Origin of the sequence: Alkalihalophilus pseudofirmus OF4 (genome assembly GCF_000005825.2) — a bacterium.
In the GTDB taxonomy this organism is placed as follows: Bacteria; Bacillota; Bacilli; order Bacillales; family Bacillaceae_D; genus Alkalihalophilus; species Alkalihalophilus pseudofirmus.
Window position 1 is genome coordinate 2,546,368 of the sequence record NC_013791.2, and the last position, 21,514, is coordinate 2,567,881.

The 21,514-nt window shown below is 39.7% G+C and carries 19 protein-coding genes, 1 tRNA gene and 1 pseudogene; 3 read left to right on the forward strand and 18 right to left on the reverse strand.

Annotation, left to right across the window (positions count from 1 at the left end; all coding sequences use genetic code 11):
• The first annotated feature begins 135 nt into the window (after positions 1-135).
• A complete protein-coding gene (locus tag BPOF4_RS12865) occupies positions 136-1,371 on the forward strand; it encodes a DNA polymerase IV (RefSeq protein ID WP_012959624.1) in 1,236 nt (411 codons plus the stop codon).
• Positions 1,372-1,503: 132 nt separating this feature from the next.
• On the opposite strand, the gene BPOF4_RS12870 is transcribed toward BPOF4_RS12865, so the two are convergent.
• Positions 1,504-2,666, reverse strand: a protein-coding gene (locus BPOF4_RS12870) for an IS3 family transposase (RefSeq protein ID WP_087943500.1) whose coding sequence is annotated in 2 segments (ribosomal slippage) — positions 1,504-2,390 and positions 2,390-2,666 — 1,164 coding nt in all. Because the reading frame shifts where the segments join, the coding sequence is not laid out codon by codon here.
• 107 nt (positions 2,667-2,773) lie between these two features.
• Here BPOF4_RS12870 and BPOF4_RS22950 point away from each other — a divergent pair.
• Positions 2,774-3,016: pseudogene (locus BPOF4_RS22950) on the forward strand (YolD-like family protein); the annotation flags it as partial.
• A gap of 51 nt (positions 3,017-3,067) precedes the next feature.
• Here BPOF4_RS22950 and BPOF4_RS12880 read toward each other — a convergent pair.
• The 11 genes from BPOF4_RS12880 to BPOF4_RS12930 form a co-directional block, all read right to left on the reverse strand.
• Positions 3,068-3,142: transfer RNA gene (locus BPOF4_RS12880), tRNA-Arg, on the reverse strand.
• Between the two features lie 78 nt (positions 3,143-3,220).
• Complete coding sequence (locus tag BPOF4_RS12885; RefSeq protein ID WP_012959626.1) at positions 3,221-3,580, reverse strand: hypothetical protein; 360 nt, start codon at positions 3,578-3,580, stop codon at positions 3,221-3,223.
• Between the two features lie 161 nt (positions 3,581-3,741).
• Positions 3,742-4,167 carry a BrxA/BrxB family bacilliredoxin gene (locus tag BPOF4_RS12890; protein WP_012959627.1) on the reverse strand — a complete coding sequence of 142 codons (426 nt, stop codon included), beginning with the start codon at positions 4,165-4,167 and terminating at the stop codon, positions 3,742-3,744.
• Between the two features lie 133 nt (positions 4,168-4,300).
• Positions 4,301-5,383 carry a metal ABC transporter solute-binding protein, Zn/Mn family gene (locus BPOF4_RS12895; RefSeq protein ID WP_012959628.1) on the reverse strand — a complete coding sequence of 361 codons (1,083 nt, stop codon included), beginning with the start codon at positions 5,381-5,383 and terminating at the stop codon, positions 4,301-4,303.
• 133 nt (positions 5,384-5,516) lie between these two features.
• A complete protein-coding gene (locus BPOF4_RS12900; RefSeq protein ID WP_012959629.1) occupies positions 5,517-6,020 on the reverse strand; it encodes a hypothetical protein in 504 nt (167 codons plus the stop codon).
• A 109-nt stretch (positions 6,021-6,129) separates the two neighbouring features.
• The gene (locus BPOF4_RS12905) at positions 6,130-7,446 is read right to left on the reverse strand and encodes a dihydrolipoamide acetyltransferase family protein (RefSeq protein ID WP_012959630.1); all 1,317 of its coding nucleotides are present in this window, start codon (positions 7,444-7,446) and stop codon (positions 6,130-6,132) included.
• 13 nt (positions 7,447-7,459) lie between these two features.
• Entirely contained in the window at positions 7,460-8,443 is a 984-nt protein-coding gene (locus BPOF4_RS12910; RefSeq protein WP_012959631.1) for an alpha-ketoacid dehydrogenase subunit beta, read from the reverse strand.
• A gap of 15 nt (positions 8,444-8,458) precedes the next feature.
• The gene (locus tag BPOF4_RS12915; protein ID WP_012959632.1) at positions 8,459-9,451 is read right to left on the reverse strand and encodes a thiamine pyrophosphate-dependent dehydrogenase E1 component subunit alpha; all 993 of its coding nucleotides are present in this window, start codon (positions 9,449-9,451) and stop codon (positions 8,459-8,461) included.
• Positions 9,452-9,479: 28 nt separating this feature from the next.
• Positions 9,480-10,901: a dihydrolipoyl dehydrogenase gene (lpdA, locus tag BPOF4_RS12920; RefSeq protein ID WP_012959633.1), complete on the reverse strand. Its 1,422-nt coding sequence runs from the start codon at positions 10,899-10,901 to the stop codon at positions 9,480-9,482.
• A 60-nt stretch (positions 10,902-10,961) separates the two neighbouring features.
• Complete coding sequence (bcd, locus tag BPOF4_RS12925) at positions 10,962-12,056, reverse strand: branched-chain amino acid dehydrogenase (RefSeq protein ID WP_012959634.1); 1,095 nt, start codon at positions 12,054-12,056, stop codon at positions 10,962-10,964.
• A 174-nt stretch (positions 12,057-12,230) separates the two neighbouring features.
• Complete coding sequence (locus tag BPOF4_RS12930; protein WP_012959635.1) at positions 12,231-14,279, reverse strand: sigma-54 interaction domain-containing protein; 2,049 nt, start codon at positions 14,277-14,279, stop codon at positions 12,231-12,233.
• A 236-nt stretch (positions 14,280-14,515) separates the two neighbouring features.
• Here BPOF4_RS12930 and BPOF4_RS12935 point away from each other — a divergent pair, with 236 nt between their 5' ends.
• A complete protein-coding gene (locus BPOF4_RS12935) occupies positions 14,516-14,758 on the forward strand; it encodes a DUF2627 domain-containing protein (RefSeq protein WP_012959636.1) in 243 nt (80 codons plus the stop codon).
• Between the two features lie 52 nt (positions 14,759-14,810).
• On the opposite strand, the gene BPOF4_RS12940 is transcribed toward BPOF4_RS12935, so the two are convergent.
• The 6 genes from BPOF4_RS12940 to spoIVB form a co-directional block, all read right to left on the reverse strand.
• Positions 14,811-15,617 carry a hypothetical protein gene (locus BPOF4_RS12940; protein WP_012959637.1) on the reverse strand — a complete coding sequence of 269 codons (807 nt, stop codon included), beginning with the start codon at positions 15,615-15,617 and terminating at the stop codon, positions 14,811-14,813.
• Complete coding sequence (locus tag BPOF4_RS12945) at positions 15,614-16,309, reverse strand: glycosyltransferase family 2 protein (protein WP_012959638.1); 696 nt, start codon at positions 16,307-16,309, stop codon at positions 15,614-15,616. Before BPOF4_RS12945 ends, BPOF4_RS12940 begins: the two co-directional genes overlap by 4 nt.
• On the reverse strand, positions 16,302-17,426 hold the full coding sequence (steA, locus tag BPOF4_RS12950; protein ID WP_012959639.1) for a putative cytokinetic ring protein SteA: 1,125 nt from the start codon (positions 17,424-17,426) through the stop codon (positions 16,302-16,304). The genes BPOF4_RS12945 and steA overlap by 8 nt, the downstream gene beginning before the upstream one ends.
• Positions 17,427-17,562: 136 nt before the next feature.
• Entirely contained in the window at positions 17,563-18,363 is an 801-nt protein-coding gene (spo0A, locus tag BPOF4_RS12955) for a sporulation transcription factor Spo0A (protein WP_012959640.1), read from the reverse strand.
• A gap of 312 nt (positions 18,364-18,675) precedes the next feature.
• A protein-coding gene (locus BPOF4_RS21675) for an IS3 family transposase (RefSeq protein WP_235806211.1) occupies positions 18,676-20,006 on the reverse strand; the annotation gives its coding sequence in 2 pieces (ribosomal slippage) (positions 18,676-19,625 and positions 19,625-20,006; 1,332 coding nt in all).
• 113 nt (positions 20,007-20,119) lie between these two features.
• Positions 20,120-21,445, reverse strand: coding sequence for a SpoIVB peptidase (gene spoIVB / locus BPOF4_RS12970; RefSeq protein WP_012959641.1), 1,326 nt, complete (start codon positions 21,443-21,445; stop codon positions 20,120-20,122).
• Positions 21,446-21,514: the final 69 nt, after the last annotated feature.

Consider the following 21,514-nt stretch of genomic DNA (forward strand, 5'->3'; position numbering starts at 1 on the left):
AAACATATATCTCTATAACAATAGAGTTCGACACTTATGTAGGAAACCCTTTTTCTCTCTAAAACTTACCATTGTTTTTGAACGTTTGTTCGTATATACTTAAAGCAAACAAATGTTCTGTTAGGTGAGGGAGCTATGAAGAGAAGAGAAATATTGTTGATTGATATGGAATCTTTTTATGCATCAGTTGAAAAGGGCTTTCACCCTGAATCTAGAGGAGTTCCAACCGTTGTCTCAGGCGATCCTGAACGAAGAAGCGGAGTGATATTAGCAGCATGTCCGCTAGCAAAAAAATACGGAATAAAAACAGCCGAAAGATTGTGGGAAGCTAAGCGAAAATGCCCTCATCTTTATATTATAAAACCAAAAATGCAAACATACGTTGATGTTTCTACGCATATCACTACGATTTTACAGCGGTACAGTGATTTAGTTGAACCTTATTCCATTGATGAGCAGTTTGTTGATGTCACCTACACTTCGCATCTTTTTGGTTCCTTGCAATCACTCGCTGTACGGCTGCAAGAGGAGATAAAGTCTGAAACAGGTGTATTTGCTAGAATTGGCATCGGTGAGAATAAACTTCTGGCTAAAATGGCATGTGATCACTTTGCAAAAAAGAATAGTACTGGGCTTTTCACCATATGGCATAAAGATACATCTAATACTATTTGGCCTCTCCCCGTGGAAGCATTATTTGGGATCAGCAGCCGTATGAGGACTCACTTTAACAATATGGGGATAAGAACCATCGGACAATTGGCCACTACCCCTCTTGAGCGCTTAAAGAAAAAGTGGGGTATTCCAGGACATGTGTTATGGGAGTCTGCAAACGGGTATGACTCATCGCCCGTTCATTTCAAATCATTGAGTGGAGAAAAAGCAATCGGCCATGCGATGACGCTCCCTCGCGACTACCAAGAATTGAGTGAGATAAAGGTCATCCTACTTGAATTATGTGAAGAGGTGGCGTTACGAGCGAGAGGTAAAAAGGTAATTGGTAACACATTAAAAGTATTTGCTAAAGGAGCAAGTTATGATCATCCGAGTTCGTTTTTACGACAAAAGCCGCTTTTAGAAGCTACAAATTATGGACTCGATTTATACGAAACAGCCGTACCATTGTTTAAAACATTTTGGGATGGCCAGCCAATTAGGCAGGTAGGTATAACCCTCACAAACCTATCTTCAGCTGCCGAAAAACAATTAAGCTTATTTGATCAAGGTTGGGAACAAAAAGAACGTATCGGGGCTGCGATGGACTCGATTCACTCACGGTTTGGTCCGGCTTCGCTTGTTCGTGCCTCTTCCTTAACAAGAGCCGGCCAAGTATTTGAGAGAGCAAAAAAGATTGGAGGACATTATAAATGAGACAACAAACTGAAGAAAGATTACAGCGCGGAAACCTTCTATGGGAGGGAAGTCGCTTTTTGCTTCCTGAACATAAAGAAGCGATTCTGCCTAGACTGACCTAGTCATATGAGACAGTAATAAAACACCTTCCTAGGCTGCCATATCACCAAACTTTATTGGTGTGTGGTAGCCTAATTTTTCTTGGATACGTTCATCGTTATAATACCTCATAAATTGATCTACACGATCCCTTACTTCTTCTAAAGACAAGGAATTGAATTTAACATACTGAAATTCTTCTGATTTCAGGTTCGAATGGAAAGACTCAATGACTGCGTTGTCCCAACAGTTTCCCCGGCGTGACATACTACTGACCAAATTCTTTTCTTTAATCCGATTTTGATAAGCATAAGAAGAATAAACACTTCCTTGATCTGAATGGATGATGACTCCTTTGGGGTTTCCTCGCGTTTCTAGTGCTTCATCCAAGGTATCAATCACCAAAGGGATTTGTTGATGAGTATAAAGCTTATAAGCAACGATTTGATTATTAAACAAGTCCATGATCGTTGATAAATATAAAGTGTCTGGACCATACTGGATGTAGGTAATATCCGTTACCCACTTTTGGTTAGGTTTGCTTGCGTTAAATTCTCGCTGTAATAAGTTTGGCGCAACAATGACAGATTCCCCTAGAGATTTCCACCTTCTTTTTTGCTTTACTCTACATTGAAGGTGGTATTTCTGCATGATCCGTTGAACAGTATTACGGTTTAATTTGATATGATAGTCACGTTTTAATAGCTCCTTGATTTTACGATGACCATATCGATACTTTGTTTTTTCGCAAAGGTAGATAATCGTTTCCTCTTCCTTAGACAACTCGACTGGTTGCGCAGATGCCCAGCGATAATAGGTGGATCTGGGAACATTTAAAGCTGATAAAATAGCTGATACTGTATATTTTTTTCGTAAAGTCTGGACTAGTTGGAGGACGATTTCTTTTTCAGCTCCTTTTCGATCTCCAAATACTTTTTTAAGATTTCATTTTCCTGCTTTAAATGATTCATTTGACGTTCTTTTTTCTCTTCATTACTTGAACTGTCAGGTCCATGACCATATGAATATTGCTTCCCAATTGGTTGATCGAATCGATGAACCTGATTTTCACGATACCATTTCATCCACGTTTTGATCTGAGACACATTTTTAATCCCATATTTCTCCATGATCTCCTGGTTCGTAAACTGACCACTCATCTTATCTTTCACGACTGCCCACTTAACTTCATTTGAATATACGTTTTTGCCCATGCAAAAACACCTCCGAATTAGTACTTTGTTTAAGTGTACCATTTCGAAGGTGTTTTATAGTGTCTCATTAATTTAGGTTAGTCTAGCCACTTTTCAAAGACAATCAGCCTAAAGAAAAACCTCTGATTGATGACCAAACCATACATGAGATGGAGAGAGTTATAGGAGCAGGACTCAAAAGACATATCGAGTTATACTTTTCTTATTGGGAGAATGGCACATTTAAAACCATCGTAGGGGAGCCAATACGTATAGATCAGCTTCAAAAACGATTATATATTAAAGATTCTTTTCACGAGATACAGCTGCTCGACCTTACTAGCCTAGTAGATGTCAGGTCAAACCACTAAAAAACCTCTACTAACGATCAGCTCGTTAATAGAGGTAGACTATGTACAAATTGGCGCGCCTAGCAGGATTCGAACCCACAACGCGAGAACCGGAATCTCGTGTGATATCCCTTTCACCATAGGCGCCGGTAAAACGACACTATTAAATGTAGCTTATATAAGGGGAAGTTGTCAAGCGTTTCCCCTTATATAAATGCTTGCAGCTTAAGAGTTTGCTGGTGCGCCTTCTTCAAACATTGTGTTGAAACGCTCATTAATATCTTCTTCTGTATAACCAGCTTGTCCTAGGCGAGTTGCAAAGTTTTTAGCCCATAATTGCAGACGTTGTGCCATTTTTGTATATTTTTTTGCTTCAGTTCCTTTTGTTTCTTTCGCACGGCCTTCAGCATTAGACATTACATTTTCCACGATAAATAATGCTTTCCATAGCGTTTCCTCATCAAATTGCTCATGAGAGTCACCTAATTCTTTAATAACCTTTTGGTAATAACTGTTAAACTCTTTGAAAGGAATTTCTTCTTCCATATTTAGATACACTTGAATTTGCTCGTATAATGATTGCATGTCATGCCAACTCCTTTTTCTATTCTGGCTTATTATAGCATATTTCTAAAACTGAAGCGAAGCTTGATTTAGCGTTCGAGCTTTATATAAACGTATTACAAGTAAATACAGCTGAAGCATCTGCTGCAGCTGTATAAAGTGTTCTTTTTAGCTTTAATCTATTACTTACAATGTTGGTCAAATGCTTTTTCTAGCTTTTGAACAACTTGGATCGGCTCATGCCCTTCAATCTCATGACGTTCTACCATCATTTGAATCTCCCCATCCTTTAATAAGGCAAAAGAAGGAGATGACGGAGCATATCCTTTAAAGTATTCACGCGCTTTCGCAGTAGCTTCCTTATCTTGACCAGCAAAGACCGTTACAAAACGATCTGGAGTTGTTTCGTAGTTTTTCATGTAAGCTGCAGCAGGGCGAGCAATACCTCCGGCACAGCCGCATACAGAGTTCACCATAACAAGAGTTGTGCCTTCTTCTTTCATAATTGTATCTACGTCCTCAGGTGATTTTAATTCCTTATAACCTGCTTCAACCATTTCTTTACGAGCTGTTTCAACGACATCATTCATATAGAAATTAAATTGCATGAGTGTAACCCTCCAATAACATTGTTTCTTCTATTGTACCTGTTCCATTGTTAATGAACAACTGAAATTGCTCATGCAAGCAAAACAAAGGCTGATGAATAAAATCATCAGCCTTTGTGTACTCTAATTCCAATTATTCAAGTGCTGTACGAAGCGATTCAATGTTCTTTCTCATTAAGCTGAAGTAATCTTCTTCATTTTCAACATCTTCAGCAACAAGCGCCTCTAGATTGTGGAGGTATAATGATTCAGCCCCCACTTCATCTTGAACAACCTCTGCCACTTTTGTGGAAATGTTCTGTTCATATAAAACATAATTCAACTCATATTCATTGGCAAAATTAATAATCTCTTGCAGTTGTCTTTGGGAAGGTTCGTTTGTAGGAGATAGCCCCGTAATTCCTACTTGATTCAAGCCGTATCGCTCCTCCCAGTAGCCGTAACCTGCATGGGAAACAAGAAAGGTATCTTTATTAGCTTCTTCAGCCATTTGTGTAAACTCTGCATCTAATGCCTCAAGCTCTTCTTTTACCTCATTAAAATTAGCTGTAAAATACTCTTCCTGTTCTGGCATAAGCTCGATCAGTGTGGTCTTAATATTCTCTGCTAACGCAATGGAGAGAACAGGATCTAACCAAACATGCGGATCTTCATCGTGATTGTGGGCATGCTCGTGGTCATGATCTTCCTCGTGCCCTTGCTCTTCATGGTCATGGTCATGGTCTTCTTCATGCCCATGCTCTTCATGCTCGTGGTCATGGTCTTCCTCGTGTCCATGTTCTTCATGATCTCCATGAGATTGGTCATGGTCATAATCAATTAAATCAATACCCTCAGAGGCTTCAACGATTGTAACGTTCTCTTCTCCCACTGTATTGATTAAAGCATCCACAAACCCTTCAAGGCCTGCCCCGTTATAAATAAAGGCATCTCCTTCAGCCACTTCAATCATTTGACGTGCAGTTGGTTCAAATGTATGAGCATCTGCTCCTACTGGTACCATGTTTTGAACATCGACATACTCACCGCCGATTTTACGAGCAAAATCTTCTAGCGGAAAAATTGTCGTATAGATCTTTAAGGTTTCCTCCGTTACTTCAATTTCCTCATTTTCTTCTGATTCTCCAGACTCTTCTGCTTGATCCTGTCCCCCGCATGCTGCAAGAAACGTTGAAAGAACAAGTATTAGTGCAAACAAACTAGATTTTATCTTCATGACGTACCCCTTTCGTAACGATTACGTTTTATCACGATTATGAATTATATCGGAATTACTACGATTTGTAAAGGTTTCTCATTGATTTTACGATAAACTTAAAAAAATAGCTGTGCACAGGCACAGCTATTTTTTAGTCAACTTGCGGTTCAGCAGATGAAAGTGAATTCACTCGTTGTTGAAAGACTTTATTCAATTCCTCATAATGAGTAAAGATTTGCGGGAGAATGGTTGAAATCTTCTCTTCATCTCTCTCTTTAACTGCTTTCGTTAATTGTTTTTGTAAAAAGTGATGCTGCTCCTTCCATTCTTCTGATTTCACTTCTCCGTGAAGCAGCTCTCCACGCTTCTTAGCCTCGCTCAATTTTTTCATAAGCAAATCTCTTTCTGTGCGAATCATTTTCCATTGTTCTGCAGATTCCGGAGCAAACTTCTCTGTTAAAAGCTCAAAATAGAAATCTTTATGCACTCTCATATACTTGTGAAAATCCTTATGCTTTGCGTGATCTTTGTAGCAGTCACACTCTTTTGTCTCTGCCGCCTCTTCTGCACTTACGATGTTCGAGAGCGGCCCTTGTACTACGACAAATACGACAAGTAATTGCATGATGATAAATAAACCATGGATCTTCTTCATCAAACAACATCCTTTCTATAGTGATTAGTCGTAGTATGAGCTAATTAAAAGTAAATAATGTAAAAAAGCTAGAAAGTAGGAGTGAAGTCCTTCTTTCTAGCTTTTAGTATTAATAAATGGATGTTGTATCTTCAGTCATATTTTCTAGAATTTCTTTTACTCGAGCTAAGAATCTTCCGCATACAAGCCCGTCAAGCACTCGGTGGTCTAGCGATAAGCAAAGATTAACCATACTGCGGATCGCAATCATATCACCAGTAGGACTCTCTACCACTACAGGACGCTTTACAATCGATTCAATCGACAGAATCGCTGCTTGAGGATGGTTAATAATCGGTGTTGATAAAACCGATCCAAATGAACCTGTATTATTTACTGTGAAGGTGCCTCCCTGCATATCCGCTCCAGATAGCTTTCCGGTACGAACTTTCGTTGCAAGTTCTTGCACCTCACGGCCGATTCCTTTAATCGTTTTCTCATCAGCATGCTTGATAACCGGGACATAAAGCGCATCATCGGTCGCCACAGCGATGGAGATATTAACATCTTTTTTCTGGATGATTTTATCTCCCGCCCACATTGAGTTTAATTGCGGGAATTCCTTTAAAGCTTCAACTGTTGCTTTAATAAAGAACGGCAGGAATGTTAGGTTAAATCCTTCTTTATGTTTAAATTCACCTTTTACACTATTACGGAAATGCACAAGATTTGTGACATCCACTTCAACCATTGTCCAAGCATGAGGCGCTTCATGCTTACTTTTAACCATGTTCGCTGCGATCGCTTTACGAACACCAGAAACAGGGATTTCCACATCACCAGCTGCCACAGGTATGTCCGCTTTATCAGCAGACGGCACTTGATTAGCTGAAGGTGCCTGCACTCCTTTAGATTCCGTACTTGTTTGGTTATTTTGTTTTGCTGCAACAGATTGCGCGGACTTTGGCTTGCTTGTCTGTCCTCCATTATCAATGACCTTTTGAATATCTTTGCGGGTAATTCTTCCGCCTTTACCGCTGCCTTCAACTTGCGTTAAATCAATACCATGTTCTTGAGACATTTTTAGGACAGCAGGTGAATAACGAGCTTTTTGAGAAGTATCTGCTTGTTCTTTTGATGGCACAGTTTCTGTGCTTTCTGCTTTATCTGTTTCAACAGGTGCACTTGCTGCATCCGAAGATTCTTCACCTTCTACTTCAATCGTACAAACAGCCACACCAACTTCCACAGTCTCATCTTCTGCGACTAGAAGTTCTTTAATCGTACCCGTATAAGAAGACGGAACTTCAGCATTTACTTTATCTGTCATCACTTCTGCAAGTGGATCGTATTTATTTACCTTGTCGCCTGGTTGAACGAGCCATTTACTAATCGTACCTTCTGTTACACTCTCACCAAGCTGCGGCATTGTAATTTCAGTAGCCATAGGATCCCTCCGATTAGAATTCTGCAAGCTCGCGCATTGCTTTTTCAACTTTATCTGGGTTAATCATAAAGTATTTTTCCATAGTAGGTGCATAAGGCATTGCAGGTACATCTGGTCCTGCAAGACGCTGGACAGGTGCATCAAGATCAAATAAGCAATGTTCAGCGATAATAGCAGCTACCTCACCCATAATGCTGCCTTCTTTATTATCTTCTGTCACAAGAAGTACTTTACCTGTCTTACTAGCCGCTTCAATGATTGCTTCTTTATCAAGTGGATAAACCGTACGTAAATCAAGAACATGAGCTGAAATACCATCTTTCTCAAGACGTTCTGCTGCTTGAAGAGCAAAATGTACGGAAAGACCATATGTAATGACGGTAATGTCATCACCTTCACGTTTCACATCCGCTTTACCAATCGGCAGTGTGTAGTCCTCTTCTGGAACTTCACCTTTAATCAAACGGTATGCGCGTTTATGTTCAAAGAATAGAACTGGATCTTCATCACGAATGGCTGCTTTTAACAAACCTTTCACATCATATGGAGTGGAAGGCATTACAATTTTTAAGCCAGGAACACTTGCAAAAATAGCCTCCACAGATTGTGAATGATAAAGTGCACCATGTACGCCGCCGCCATAAGGGGCACGAATGGTGATTGGACAATTCCAATCATTATTTGAGCGATAACGAATTTTGGCTGCTTCTGAAATGATTTGGTTGACTGCAGGCATAATAAAATCTGCAAACTGCATCTCAGCAACAGGTCTCATTCCATACATTGCCGCACCAATTCCTACACCAGCAATAGCTGACTCTGCAAGCGGTGTATCAATAACACGCTCTTCTCCAAACTTTTCATAAAGACCATTCGTTGCTCGGAATACCCCGCCGCGAGCACCAACATCCTCACCAAGTACAAATACTTTTTCATCGCGCTCCATCTCTTCTTTAAGCGCTAATGTTACAGCTTCGATATATGAAATAACTGCCATGAGAAATCCCCCCTTCTATTCTGCGTACACGTGCTTCATCGCACTTTCTGGATCAGCATACGGTGCGTTCTCCGCATACTCTGTCGCATCATTAACAATCTTAGCTACGCGTTTTTCCATCTCTTCAAGTGATTGATCTGTTAGAAGACCCACTTCGCGTAAATATTCAGCAAAAGTAATAATCGAGTCGAGCTTCTTCGCTTCTTCTACCTCTTCACGAGAGCGGTATGCACGATCGTCATCATCACTAGAGTGAGGAGTTAGACGATAAGATACTGTCTCGATTAAAGAAGGACCTTCCCCTCTGCGTCCGCGATCTGCAGCTTCTTTAACAGCCGCATACACAGCTAGTGGATCATTTCCGTCTACTGTTACACCAGGCATACCATAACCAATAGCACGATCAGATACTTTTTCACATGCTAATTGCTTCTCGATTGGTACTGAGATGGCATATTTATTATTTTCACACATTAAAACAACCGGCAGTTTGTGGACTCCAGCGAAGTTTGCTCCTTCATGGAAATCTCCTTGGTTAGAAGACCCTTCACCAAATGTTGTAAAGGTAACAAAATCTTCACCCTGCATTTTTCCTGCAAGTGCAATCCCAACAGCATGAGGAACTTGTGTCGTAACAGGAGATGAACCAGTAACAATACGGTTTTTCTTTTGACCAAAGTGACCTGGCATTTGACGACCGCCAGAGTTTGGATCTTCTGCCTTTGCAAAACCTGAAAGCATCAAGTCCGTAGCTGTCATTCCAAATGTCAATACTACCCCCATATCGCGGTAGTATGGCAGGATATAATCCTTCTCACGATCAAGCGCAAATGCAGCACCCACTTGTGCCGCCTCTTGTCCTTGACAAGAGATTACAAAGGGAATTTTACCTGCTCGGTTTAATAACCACATACGCTCGTCAATTTTACGTGCTAAAAGCATTGTTTCATACATTTCTAACACCTTTTCATCAGAGAGCCCTAATGATTGATGACGATTTTCAGCCATTGTATTTCCTCCTTTTAAACGAAGTGAATTAAGAGTGTATTGCTTTGCCTTCTACTGCTAACGCTGCCTCTCCGATAACTTCTGAGAGTGTCGGGTGTGGGTGAATCGTATGAGCCACTTCAAAATGAGCAGCATCAAGAACTTTAGCAAGTGCCGCTTCTGAAATCATATCTGTTACATGCGGTCCGATCATATGAACCCCAAGCACATCATCATTATCAGCATCTGCAATAATTTTCACAAAGCCATCTGTTTCACCAAATACAAGTGCTTTTCCAATTGCTTTAAACGGGAATTGTCCGATTTTTACGTTATGTCCGCGTTTTTTGGCTTCTTCCTCAGTGATGCCTACACTTGCCATTTCAGGATGGCTGTAGATACACTTAGATACCGTATCATAATCGATCGGGTCAGGATTTTTCCTTGCTATGTGATCCACTGCAATAATCCCTTCATGAGAAGCAACGTGAGCTAATTGCAATCCTCCGATCACATCTCCAATCGCGTAAATATGAGATTCTTTTGTTTGATAGAACTCATTAACTAAGATAACACCGTTTTCTACTTGAATATCAGTGTTCTCAAGTCCGATATCTTTTACATTTGCCGTTCGTCCTACGGAAACAAGAAGTTTCTCTGCAGTAAAGGTTTCTTCTTTCCCATTAACATCTGCCTTAATGGAAACGCTGTCACCTTTTTCAATCGTGTCCGCCATTACTTTAGCATTTGTAACGATTTTAATACCTTTTTTCTTTAAAATTTTCGCAGCTTCTTTTGAAATGTCTTTATCTTCAGTAGGGAGAATCTGCGCTCCATATTCAATCACTGTTACGTCTACGCCAAAGTCATGCAGCATTGAAGCCCATTCAATCCCAATAACTCCGCCACCTACAATCAGGATTGATGCAGGAAGTGTTTCAAGCTGCAGAGCCTCATCGGAAGTAAGGACATGGGTCCCATCTATTTCAAGCCCTGGCAATGTACGTGGAGATGACCCTGTAGCAACAATAACGTTTTGAGGGATCAGCATCATATTTTCATCCCCATTTGCCATTTCAACTGAGATGGTTCCTGGTGTAGGAGAGAAAATAGAAGGACCTAAAATACGGCCTGTTCCTTCGAAAACATCGATCTTCCCTTTTTTCATGAGATGTTGTACACCTCGGTGTAATTGATCTACAATACTTTCTTTACGATTTTGGACTTTTGTGAAATCAAGAGATACTTCACCTGTCTGTACACCAAAATCATCAGCGCGTTTAGCTGTCTCAAATACCTCGGCGCTTCTAAGCAACGCCTTACTCGGTATACATCCTTTATGTAAGCAAGTGCCTCCAAGCTTTTCTTTTTCTACCACTGCTACTTTTAAGCCATGCTGAGCAGCACGGATGGCGGCTACGTAACCGCCAGTCCCTGCACCTAGTACGACAAGATCATATTCTTCAGCCATCCTATTCACTCCTTTATTTCAGGTAAATCTTTTTCATTTAAATCTTTTTCACATAAAGATTTATCTGCGAGAAATAATGCTGTGACCATTTTGCAGGAATTGACGGCGAGAGCGACGCATGCGTTCAATTCTTTCTTCTGCCATGCGGTCAGCTGCTTTATAAGTTGGCAGATGATCACGTTTAGCAATCTCAAATACTTTTGCTACATTATCATAAATTCCTTCAACTTTTTTCATTGCACGATCACGGTTATACCCATTTAATTCATCGGCAACATTAATTACACCGCCAGCATTAATCACATAGTCTGGTGCATAAGCAATACCCATTTCATGAATTAAGTTCCCGTGACGCTCTTCTTTCAATTGATTATTAGCAGCCCCAGCAATCACTTTTGCTTTTAACTGTGGAATCGTTTGATCATTGATGATAGCACCTAGAGCACATGGAGCGAAAATATCACAATCTACCCCGTAAATATCATTTACATCTACTGCCTTAGCACCGAAATCATTTACAGCACGCTCTACAGATTCTTTATGGATATCGGTTACAATCAGGTTCGCACCTTCTTCATGCAAATGTCTGCATAGATTATAAGATACGTTTCCTACGCCTTGAACGGCTACCGTTTTCCCTGCTAAATCATCTGTACCAAATGCTTCCTTAGCAGCTGCCTTCATCCCCACGTATACTCCGTATGCAGTTACTGGTGATGGGTTTCCTGATGAACCAAAAGCAGGAGAAATACCTGTTACATAATCTGTCTCATCATGAATAATATCCATATCTTGTACAGTTGTTCCAACGTCTTCAGCTGTAATGTAGCGACCATTTAACCCTTGAATATATCGGCCAAACGCACGGAACATTTCTTCGTTCTTATCTTTACGAGGATCTCCGATAATAACTGTCTTACCGCCGCCTAAATTTAATCCTGCAGCTGCATTCTTATATGTCATTCCACGAGCTAAGCGAAGTGCATCTTCAAAAGCATCTGCTTCCGTGTCATACATCCACATTCTTGTTCCACCCAAAGCTGGACCAAGAGTCGTATCATGAATAGCGATAATGGCTTTTAGGCCTGATAATTTATCTTGACATACAACCACTTGTTCGTAGTCGTGAAATTCCATATCTTTAAAAAGTTCCATCTTACATCCTCCTCAAATACAAATAAACTCATTTGTTCATGCTACTTACTAGTATTGCAAAAACTGTGCCAACCTAACACAGCCTTTTTTAAGTTGTTTTTTCTGTTATTCATTCCATTTCTAACAAACAACCATGCAAATTTTATCATACCCTGCAAATAATTGCATGCAAATTTAGTCAATATCCATTTTATCAAGCTTATAATAAAGTGAGCGAATCGAGATATTTAGTCGTTTGGCAGCGGCTGTTTTATTACCGGCACACTCCTCAATTGATTTCATAATCACACTGCGCTCATATTCCTCCATCAGCTCTTGTAATGTTTTATGTTCATCTCTAAAAGCAGGTTGATTAGAAGAGATCTGCGGCGTTTCCTCTGTTAGAATAGGCAGATGCTGTTTCGTTATTTTTGTAGATCCCGCTTCCATATAGATCATCGCACGAGCCAGCACATTTTCTAATTCCCGGACATTCCCCGGCCAATGATACGTTTTTAAATAATTGAGGGCATCTTCTGTCAGGCCATGGACGTAACGGCCATAGTCTTCGTTCAGCTTCATTAGTAAGTGCTTGGCTAATTGAGATAAATCATTAATTCTTTCTCTTAGCGGCGGTATATAAATAGGCATTTTATTGAGTCTGTAATATAAATCCTCACGAAATTCTTTTTCTACAATAGCGCGCTCAAGGTGTACATTTGTAGCTGCAATTACCCTGACATCAATAGAGATGGCTTTGGTGCCGCCCACCCTGACAATCTCTTTTTCCTGCAGTACACGAAGAAGTTTCGCTTGCATATTGCTTGATAATTCACCAATTTCGTCTAAGAAAATACTTCCCTGCTCAGCCTCTTCAAACAATCCTTTTTTTCCGCCTCTGCGTGCTCCTGAAAATGCTCCTTCTTCATATCCAAACAATTCACTTTCAAGCAACGTTTCAGAGAGAGCCGCACAATTTACTCGTATAAACGGATAATGCCTGCGATTGCTTTCATTATGTATCGCATGTGCAAACAATTCTTTACCGGTACCTGATTCCCCTCTGAGGAGAATGGTAACTGGTGTAGAAGCCGCAATTTTCGCTTGCTCAATCGCCACTTGCATTTCTTGGGAGGAACCGACAATTTCATCAAACGAATATTTCGCTTTCAATGATTCTAACAGCCGCTTTGCTTGTTTTAATTCTTTATTTAGCGACTTGATTTCTGAGACGTCATGGAGCACTCCTACACTTCCTTTAATCTGTCCATCGACGATTACCGGAGCGACATTAACAATAACATCACGCTTACTCGGACCTACTTTTAGGGGTACACCGCGCACTGCTTTACGTGTTTCCAATACTCTTAAATGCATGCTTTCGCCCTCTGAAATATCTGCCGTTGCGGGCTGATTAATGACTTCTTCTTTTTTGAGACCGGTCAGCCTTGAATAGGCTGGATTAATCATGATTCCATTCCCATGCTCATCAACCACTGAGATCGCATCATCAGAAGAATGAATAATCGCTTCAAGCATCGTTTGTATGCTCTTTAAATTTGTTACTTGTTCAGCCATCTCAACAATTTCTGTAACATCTTTAAAGATAGCTAATCCGCCAATGCATTTATCCTCTTCAAACATTGGAACACGCGTGGTTAAAATTGTCGTCCCATTCTCAAAATGCTGCTTTTTATTATGTTCTTCCTTTTTCGTTTGTATCACTCTAGGGAGCCCGCTGTTTGGAAGCACTTCTTGAATATGTACACCTATTGCATCCTCTGATTTAATTCCTGACATTTTTGATGCAGCTTTATTAAAAAACAACACTTGCGATTCAGCATTTACGGCAATCATCCCGTCATGGGTAGAATTAAGAATCGTTTCTTGAATAGAAGAATGCTGATTAAGCTTCTGAATAAGAAAGTCCTTTTCTTCAATTAATGTAAAAAATAATCGAGCAATCCGAGAAGGCACAATTGTAGTCCCTTCTTTTATATGAGCTTGAAGCGACTCTAACACATCCTTGCGTCCTGTCGCTTCGAACACAATGTCTATATCTTCTGTATAATACTCTTTCCAATTAGAGTTTGTTTTAATGTGATGTCTTTTGGCGAGTTCTATTCCTTTTGCCTTAAGATCTACATCTATGACTGCTTGAACTTCTATATGTTCCATGTCTAAGAGCATTTGTAAAAGAGCTGTTCCCCCTATACCTGCCCCTATAAGAAGTACATTTTTCATACAATCCCTCCAGTCTCAAAAAGGGTTCTCCCCTATTCCCCTTCAAATAAAACGCTTTCTCTACTATCCACTATTACGTAAATTTAATGAACATGCAACCTTCATCATGTACAAGGTTCCGATTTTCCGTTACTATTAAGATGAATATGAGCGAACAGATCACTCGTTAACGTTTGATATGTAAGTTCTATAATAATTGTAGAGATGATCATTGTAGAAATGAAAGAGGATTGATTATGGGACGATTTATTGCACTAATGATTCTTGTGATACCAGCCGTTATTGCGGGCTATGGAATAAAACTGATGAGAGATACTATTTTTACGTTGCTTAACACTCCTTATCCCAATTTATCTGTTCAATTTATTGCAGGCTTTATTTTATTCTTAGCAGGATTAGGATTCATTGGCGGATTTATCTTTCATCGCGATAAAAAGAACGGAAAGATTGCCCCGCGCTTTAAAAAACGAAAACAATAAACGAAACCAACAAAAAAGACGAGAAACCCTGATACTTCAATGAGTTTCTCGTCTATTTTTGCTGGAATGGAACCCCAATCCCATCAAGCCATTTTAAGATTCCTGAAGCATTGATTACTTTTGAAAAAGAGATACGCTCAGCAAGGAAAATTAAAAATCCTACCCCAAAAACGATCAACCATTGGATGTGCGTGGGTGTAAATTGAATAATAATGATCGCTAAGACTGCTCCTGCGGTCGTTGATCCGTTATCGCCAAGCAAAGCCTGCCTATGGCCTTCAAGTACAAACCACAAATAAAAGATAGCCAGTCCGTATATTAAAAGAAAAAAGGCAGGAGCTGGGTAGCTTAGGAGGATTGGAATCAAAATAATTGTGGTGAATTTACATACTCTAAGCGGCCTGGTGTCAAACAAATTTGCTAGATGAGGCAGCCAGCTTAACAATAAAAAATAGCGTAATGCTTCATATATAGACGTTGTGTGCAGGTGATACACAAAAAGCAATGATAAAATAAAGGTCCCTATCAACTTAATAAGTCCTGTTGTCGGGATTTTTTTAGTCCATACAAAATATAAATGCCCGCGAAGTCCCTTTGGTTCCTTTGTCCCGTAACGATCATCTATAAAACCTAAAAACCAAATCCCCACAACATAAGCAAGAGCTTGATAAGAAAATGCAATGGCATACGTTACTTCAGGCACAATCATGCAATAAGTGGCATAGCCATACAAAATGATTACCCCTAAGCTGTATGGAACGGCCTTTCCTTCATAATTGACCACAGTCCAACCAAGTGAACGAAAAGCAATCATACTGATATATGCAATGATTGGAACAGTGATAAGTAATGCGATCATTTCTCCACCACTCTCATTCGAACGGATCGCATTCTAATAACTCTCAGTTGACGTTCAATATCAATCCACTGCTTTAATCGATGCATAAAACCAGCAGGAGACTTCCCCATTTCTCTATGGGTCATGCGAGTCTCCACTTCCTTTACCACTGCTCCAGCTAATAGGAAGTCAATCGTCATCTTTGTCTCCACACCAAACCCATTATATTCTTCGTTAAGTAACAGATCGAGCCATTTGCGATGAAAGATTCGTTGACCGGATAAAGGGGCCTCTATCATTGCTCCTGTATACTTTAAAATAATCGATTGCGCTCTTCTCTTCACGAAGCCAAAACCTGCTCTATCACCAGCTTTCACCTTAGAGATCACTAAATCCGCCAGATTATCTTGTATGGGGACTATGAGATTTTTTAGTTCAACTGCAGACCTTCCAAGATCCGCATCTACACATGCAATGAATTCCCCCCTTGCAGCTTGCCAGCCAATTTTCAATGCATGGCCCTTGCCTTTATTTTGAGAAAGGTCAATAACATGATCTGCATATTGATGAGCGATTGTACTCGTTTGGTCCGTACTTCCATCATTAATAATAATAATTTCAAGCAATCCAGGTATATGGCGCAGAGCGTCAATTGTCTCTTTAATGAATACTTCTTCGTTATAAGCAGGAATAATCACTGAGACATTACTCATGATGAAATGCCCCTTTTTTTCGAATCCAATCCTTCTTATCAGCTGCTTTTTTTACCCATTCACTCACAACAGCTTCTAACTGTTTCATCCGATTAACAATCGTGCCTAAGTGATTTTTCTCAAGCTTATGAATCCCTTTAAGGTCTGTTAAGCAATCACCGGCCTGAATTCTAGCTAATACACTTGATGCCATTCCTGGCCTACCCTTTTCAAGATAATCCCTCATTCCAAACCTGCAGCCAACTAAATAAATATGATCAGCATTAGACCAATAAGAAGCTTGAATAGCCATGTCTTCACTTGTTCCGACCAAAGAAAGGGTTTGATAAGACAGTCCTAAACTCGATAACCGCGTGCTGCCGGGAGAATATCCATCTTCATATGAATGACAAACAAGTGCCGCCCCTGACTGCAGCGATTCTTCACTGACTGAATCCATATCCCCAATAATAAAGTCAGGTTGGTAGCCTAATTTCCTAAGTCCGTCTGCTGCTCCGTCAACGGCAATCACGATTAAGTCCGCTTGATTTAACAGCTTTTTAGCATATGCTAAATCTTTTTCATACCCCCCGCCTCTAGCTACGATCAGTACTTTTTGTTTTTCTAGACGGTCAAACACTTCCGGTAGATGTTTCTTTAACATAAAGGTTGCTTTTTCTTTCTGAGCATAATCAAGCGTATTCGTAATGAAATCATCAAACCGGTAACTATACGACGCTTTTGCCAGTCCTTTTAATTGATTAACCACTTGTGAATTATAGGAAGCAACGGCCGCAATTTCTTCATATCCATCAAAGGATTTCACATAAAGCTTATCTTGAATAATTAGCGCTTCTTCCCCGTCAAATATTTTCTGTTTATCCATCATGCAGACTATATCAAACACATGTATTCCAGCCGATAGTAACATCTCGATATTTGAATGCTCATATCTCCCAGTCATCGATGTTGAAGCATTTACAATAGCCTTTACTCCCCGCTCAATCAGACCGCTTGCGGAGACAGAATCAATATCTTCATGCCATAGGAATGCGATTGACCCTTTTGGAATATGATGAATTAACTTTTTCGTTTGCTTATTCTCATAGATCGGCCCCAAAATCACTTGACTCATCATCGAACCCTCTCTCATCCTGTTTGCCTTTAGTATGAACAGATACAAAAAAATTACTATAAATGAGAATAAAAAGACCCGCTGCCTGCATTATGACAGGCAACCGGTCTTCTTAATTCGGCTCTTGATTCTTACCTTTTCAAGATACCTTATGTTCGATTCGAAGTTTATCCGCAACCATTGCGATAAATTCTGAGTTTGTTGGTTTTGCTTTCGTATGACTAACTGTATAACCGAATAAACTTGAAATGGAATCGATATTTCCTCTGCTCCACGCCACTTCAATCGCATGCCTGATCGCACGTTCTACACGGCTTGATGTCGTATTAAATTTCTTTGCAATATCTGGATAGAGCACCTTCGTAATAGAACCTAATAATTCAATATCATTGTATACCATTGTAATTGCTTCACGTAGATACATATATCCTTTTATATGTGCGGGTACTCCAATCTCATGAATGATATTGGTGATGCTTGCATCTAAATTAAAGCCGCGATCATTGGAGTGATTTGATTGTGCAAAAGAAAGTGTAGACGAAGACTTTTGTACAAATGAACGCTTTGTACCGCCAATTTCCCGGATGTTTGAGATCAACACTTCCATGTCAAAAGGTTTCAACACATAATAAGATGCACCTAGGTCTACTGCTTTTTTGGTCACATCTTCTTGACCAAAAGCTGTCAGCATAATAATATTAGGTTTCTTACGCAAACCCATTTGATGCATACGCTCTAGAACAGCTAATCCGTCTAGGTGAGGCATAATAATATCTAATACCAACACATCCGGCTGTTGCTCTTCCACCGTGTTTAAACATTCTTGCCCATTAAAAGCTACACCTACAACTTCCATATCATCTTGTGAAGAAATGTATTCATTTAGTAGGTTTACTAATTCCCTATTATCATCAGCAATACTCACTTTTATTTTTTGCACAATACAACCTCCTCGATTCCTGTTAATTTGTCATAGGATACGATTTCGACAATCACCATGATATTCCTTTTTATTTTTCGAAAAATAATAGCTTTTTTCTGATTTACTTAGAATTTCTATTGTTTCCTCCTGTTTTCGACCATATTCGATAATTAAAGGAGGAAATACTTGGATTTGTCGAATAATCTTTGTTGTCTTTATCAGCTTACCACACCTTATGTATAAAGTCCCCCTTATTTCCTAGAAAAAAGTAGAAAAAAGCCAAAGCGGTTGTTTAAAGTGTACCCTTTGTAAAGGACATTTTTAAAAAGCCTAGGCAGCCTTAATAAGATGATCTCTGTACTGAACAGGGGTCATCTTATTTCTATTCCACTGGTATCTATAGTGATTGTAGTAGGTCATATATCGTTTCATTTCTTTTTTTACTTCATCTAGAGTTGAACATTCTTTAATAGAGGCTTCATCCTTAAGGTGGCCAAAGAAAGATTCCTGAGGGGCGTTATCCCAACAGTTTCCTCGTCTTGACATCGACTGATGATATCCCATCTTCTTCACTAACTTTTGAAAAGCAGGACTTGTGTAATGAAATCCTTGATCCGAGTGAATGAAAGCATCCTTTGCTTTCTTGAAGTTTCTATTCTTCTTTAACTTTAAAAGAGTGTCTGTAGCTAAGTCCATCGTTAGGCGGTCTAACACATGATAAGCCAAAGCTTGTCCAGAGGTACCATCTATTATGGTTGATAAGTAAGCCTTTTGATTTTTACCGTAAAATAAATAGGTGATATCTGTTAAGAGGACTTTTCCTGGAATACCTTGCCTAAACTCCCGATTCAATAAGTTTGGCATTGTCCGATGTTCATGTGTAGCTTTCATCATTCGTCTATAAGGGTTGGCCTTCCTAATAGGACAAATAATGTTGTATTTCTTCATGATTCGTCGGATCCGCTTCAAATTGTAGACAACACTAAATTGACCCGCCAATGTCATTTTAATTTGACGTGCCCCTTTCTTACGACCTTTAAAATGGAAAGCTTTTAGGATGACCTTCTTCACTTTTTGATCGGCTTTATCTCGTTGTTTCCTGTGTTCCTGTGACTTTAATGAAAAGTAATTATAGTACCCGCTTCTTGAGACACCAGCTAATTCACAAAGATATTTAACCATATGTTTCAGTTGATACTTTTCAATCACAGTACGAATGAGGATATACTTCTGGCTAGGGGGAAGGACTATTTCTTCATCCCCCTTTCCGCGAACCGAATCTTTTTTAAAAGTTCGTTTTCCGCCTTTAGTAAGTTAATTTGAGCTTCTAAGCGAGCATTCTTCTCCTCCATGGAAAGCTCCTTTTCCTTTGTACGCCCTGAATTTTCAGCTCTCGTGTCACGTAGTCCCATTAACCCGTCTTGATTGTAAGCTTTTTGCCATCTTTTACTCGCTGATTTAATCCTTTCTGTTCCTAAAACTTCAACGTCAAATCCGCATACTTCAAATATGTCTCTGGCAAACCTCCCTTTCTCTTTTTCCGCTATAAATATGTGTTTAAATTCATCTGTATAAGTGATGCTTTTTGAACTAACAGATCTAACGTACTTATTAGATGATAATCGCTTAATCTCGTTTTTAGTAAAGTCCTTTTTACTCATTATGTACTCCCATCTCATGATGTATTTCTCTAGTAGTAATGTTATTTATTATACAAAAAAGTACCCTATAGGTAGACTTTTTTTAAGTGTCTACTCTATAGGGTACATTTTAGTTAACTCGCTTTGGCTTTTTCTTGAATATGATTAATGACTCCTGCCTCTTCTAACATCCACCCGATATGACAACCGTATCCGCTCGTTGGGTCATTGACAAATACATGGGTTACTGCACCAATTAGTTTCCCATCCTGAATGATTGGGCTCCCGCTCATTCCTTGAACGATACCGCCTGTTTCTTCAAGGAGTCTAGGATCGGTTACTTTAATAACCATCCCTTTCGTAGCAGGCTGCTTTTGAGGAACTGAACTGACAATTTCGATATCAAATTCTTCTACATCTTCTCCGTTTACTACTGTTAAGATCTTGGCTGGTCCCTCTTTTACGTGGGATGATAGGGTGACAGGCATCTGTTCATCATGAATATTGTTTTTAAGTGATTCCTTTGCAAGTGTCCCAAAAATTCCAAAAGGACTGTTTTTCTCGATCGAACCAAGAATATCTCGCTGCTGTGAAAAATTAGCAAGTTTCTCGCCTGGATCACCGTTGCTTCCTTTTTCAATCGCCGTAACTGAGGAACGGATAATCTGGCCGTCATGTACAACGATTGGCTTTTTTGTATCTACATCTGAGATCACATGACCAAGAGCTCCGTATTTTTTTGAGACCGGATCATAGAAAGTCATCGTCCCGACCCCTGCTGCAGAATCCCTTATATATAAACCCATACGATATGAGTGTTCCCCGTTAGACTTAAGTGGGGTCAATTCTTTTGTTAAATCCTGTTGATCTCTTTTTATAGTGATGCTTAACGGTCTTCCTTCTTCACCTGCTGCCTGAACATATTCGGCAACCTGGCTCATACGCTGAATGGGATGGCCGTCAATACTCGTGATCATATCACCGACTAATATTTCAGCGTCTTCCCCTGGTGATTGATCGCCATCCTTAGTTTGAACTAAGTGATGACCAACGACAAGGACTCCTTCAGTATTAAGTTTCACACCTATGGATTGCCCTCCGGGTATAACTTTAATATTTGGTAGCACATTAACATCAACTTGTTTAACTGGAAAACCTGATACTTCCATATTTAGCTCTGTTTCCCCTGCCTTTGAAGCGGTGATCGTTGCCTCAGTACCAGCATCATTTTCTTTTAAAGAAAATGCAATATGCGGCTGATCACTCATCACAGGAATCGAAGCTTCCATTAAGCCTTCATTTTCACGACTTGTTTGATAAAGGGTTGTTTCTTCTCCTTCAAAGACAGTAATGGATGTTGGAATTGCAATCCACTCCTTTAGAGCTGTTTGAAATCCTAAGCTAAGAAGAAAAAGAAGACATCCTATTCCTATAAATTTTCTAACTGCATCGCCTCTCACTCACTTCACTCTCCTAGCTCTAGCCCACACCTCCATGATGGCTGTACTACTAATGTTGCCTTGATTGGA

Excerpts from the sequence above, each read along its gene's own strand:
- BPOF4_RS12865 (WP_012959624.1), top strand. The coding sequence starts at position 136 with ATGAAGAGAAGAGAAATATTGTTGATTGATATGGAATCTTTTTATGCA.
- BPOF4_RS12885 (WP_012959626.1), bottom strand. The coding sequence starts at position 3,580 with ATGCAATCATTATACGAGCAAATTCAAGTGTATCTAAATATGGAAGAA.
- BPOF4_RS12890 (WP_012959627.1), bottom strand. The coding sequence starts at position 4,167 with ATGCAATTTAATTTCTATATGAATGATGTCGTTGAAACAGCTCGTAAA.
- BPOF4_RS12895 (WP_012959628.1), bottom strand. The coding sequence starts at position 5,383 with ATGAAGATAAAATCTAGTTTGTTTGCACTAATACTTGTTCTTTCAACG.
- BPOF4_RS12900 (WP_012959629.1), bottom strand. The coding sequence starts at position 6,020 with ATGAAGAAGATCCATGGTTTATTTATCATCATGCAATTACTTGTCGTA.
- BPOF4_RS12905 (WP_012959630.1), bottom strand. The coding sequence starts at position 7,446 with ATGGCTACTGAAATTACAATGCCGCAGCTTGGTGAGAGTGTAACAGAA.
- BPOF4_RS12910 (WP_012959631.1), bottom strand. The coding sequence starts at position 8,443 with ATGGCAGTTATTTCATATATCGAAGCTGTAACATTAGCGCTTAAAGAA.
- BPOF4_RS12915 (WP_012959632.1), bottom strand. The coding sequence starts at position 9,451 with ATGGCTGAAAATCGTCATCAATCATTAGGGCTCTCTGATGAAAAGGTG.
- lpdA (WP_012959633.1), bottom strand. The coding sequence starts at position 10,901 with ATGGCTGAAGAATATGATCTTGTCGTACTAGGTGCAGGGACTGGCGGT.
- bcd (WP_012959634.1), bottom strand. The coding sequence starts at position 12,056 with ATGGAACTTTTTAAAGATATGGAATTTCACGACTACGAACAAGTGGTT.
- BPOF4_RS12930 (WP_012959635.1), bottom strand. The coding sequence starts at position 14,279 with ATGAAAAATGTACTTCTTATAGGGGCAGGTATAGGGGGAACAGCTCTT.
- BPOF4_RS12935 (WP_012959636.1), top strand. The coding sequence starts at position 14,516 with ATGGGACGATTTATTGCACTAATGATTCTTGTGATACCAGCCGTTATT.
- BPOF4_RS12940 (WP_012959637.1), bottom strand. The coding sequence starts at position 15,617 with ATGATCGCATTACTTATCACTGTTCCAATCATTGCATATATCAGTATG.
- BPOF4_RS12945 (WP_012959638.1), bottom strand. The coding sequence starts at position 16,309 with ATGAGTAATGTCTCAGTGATTATTCCTGCTTATAACGAAGAAGTATTC.
- steA (WP_012959639.1), bottom strand. The coding sequence starts at position 17,426 with ATGATGAGTCAAGTGATTTTGGGGCCGATCTATGAGAATAAGCAAACG.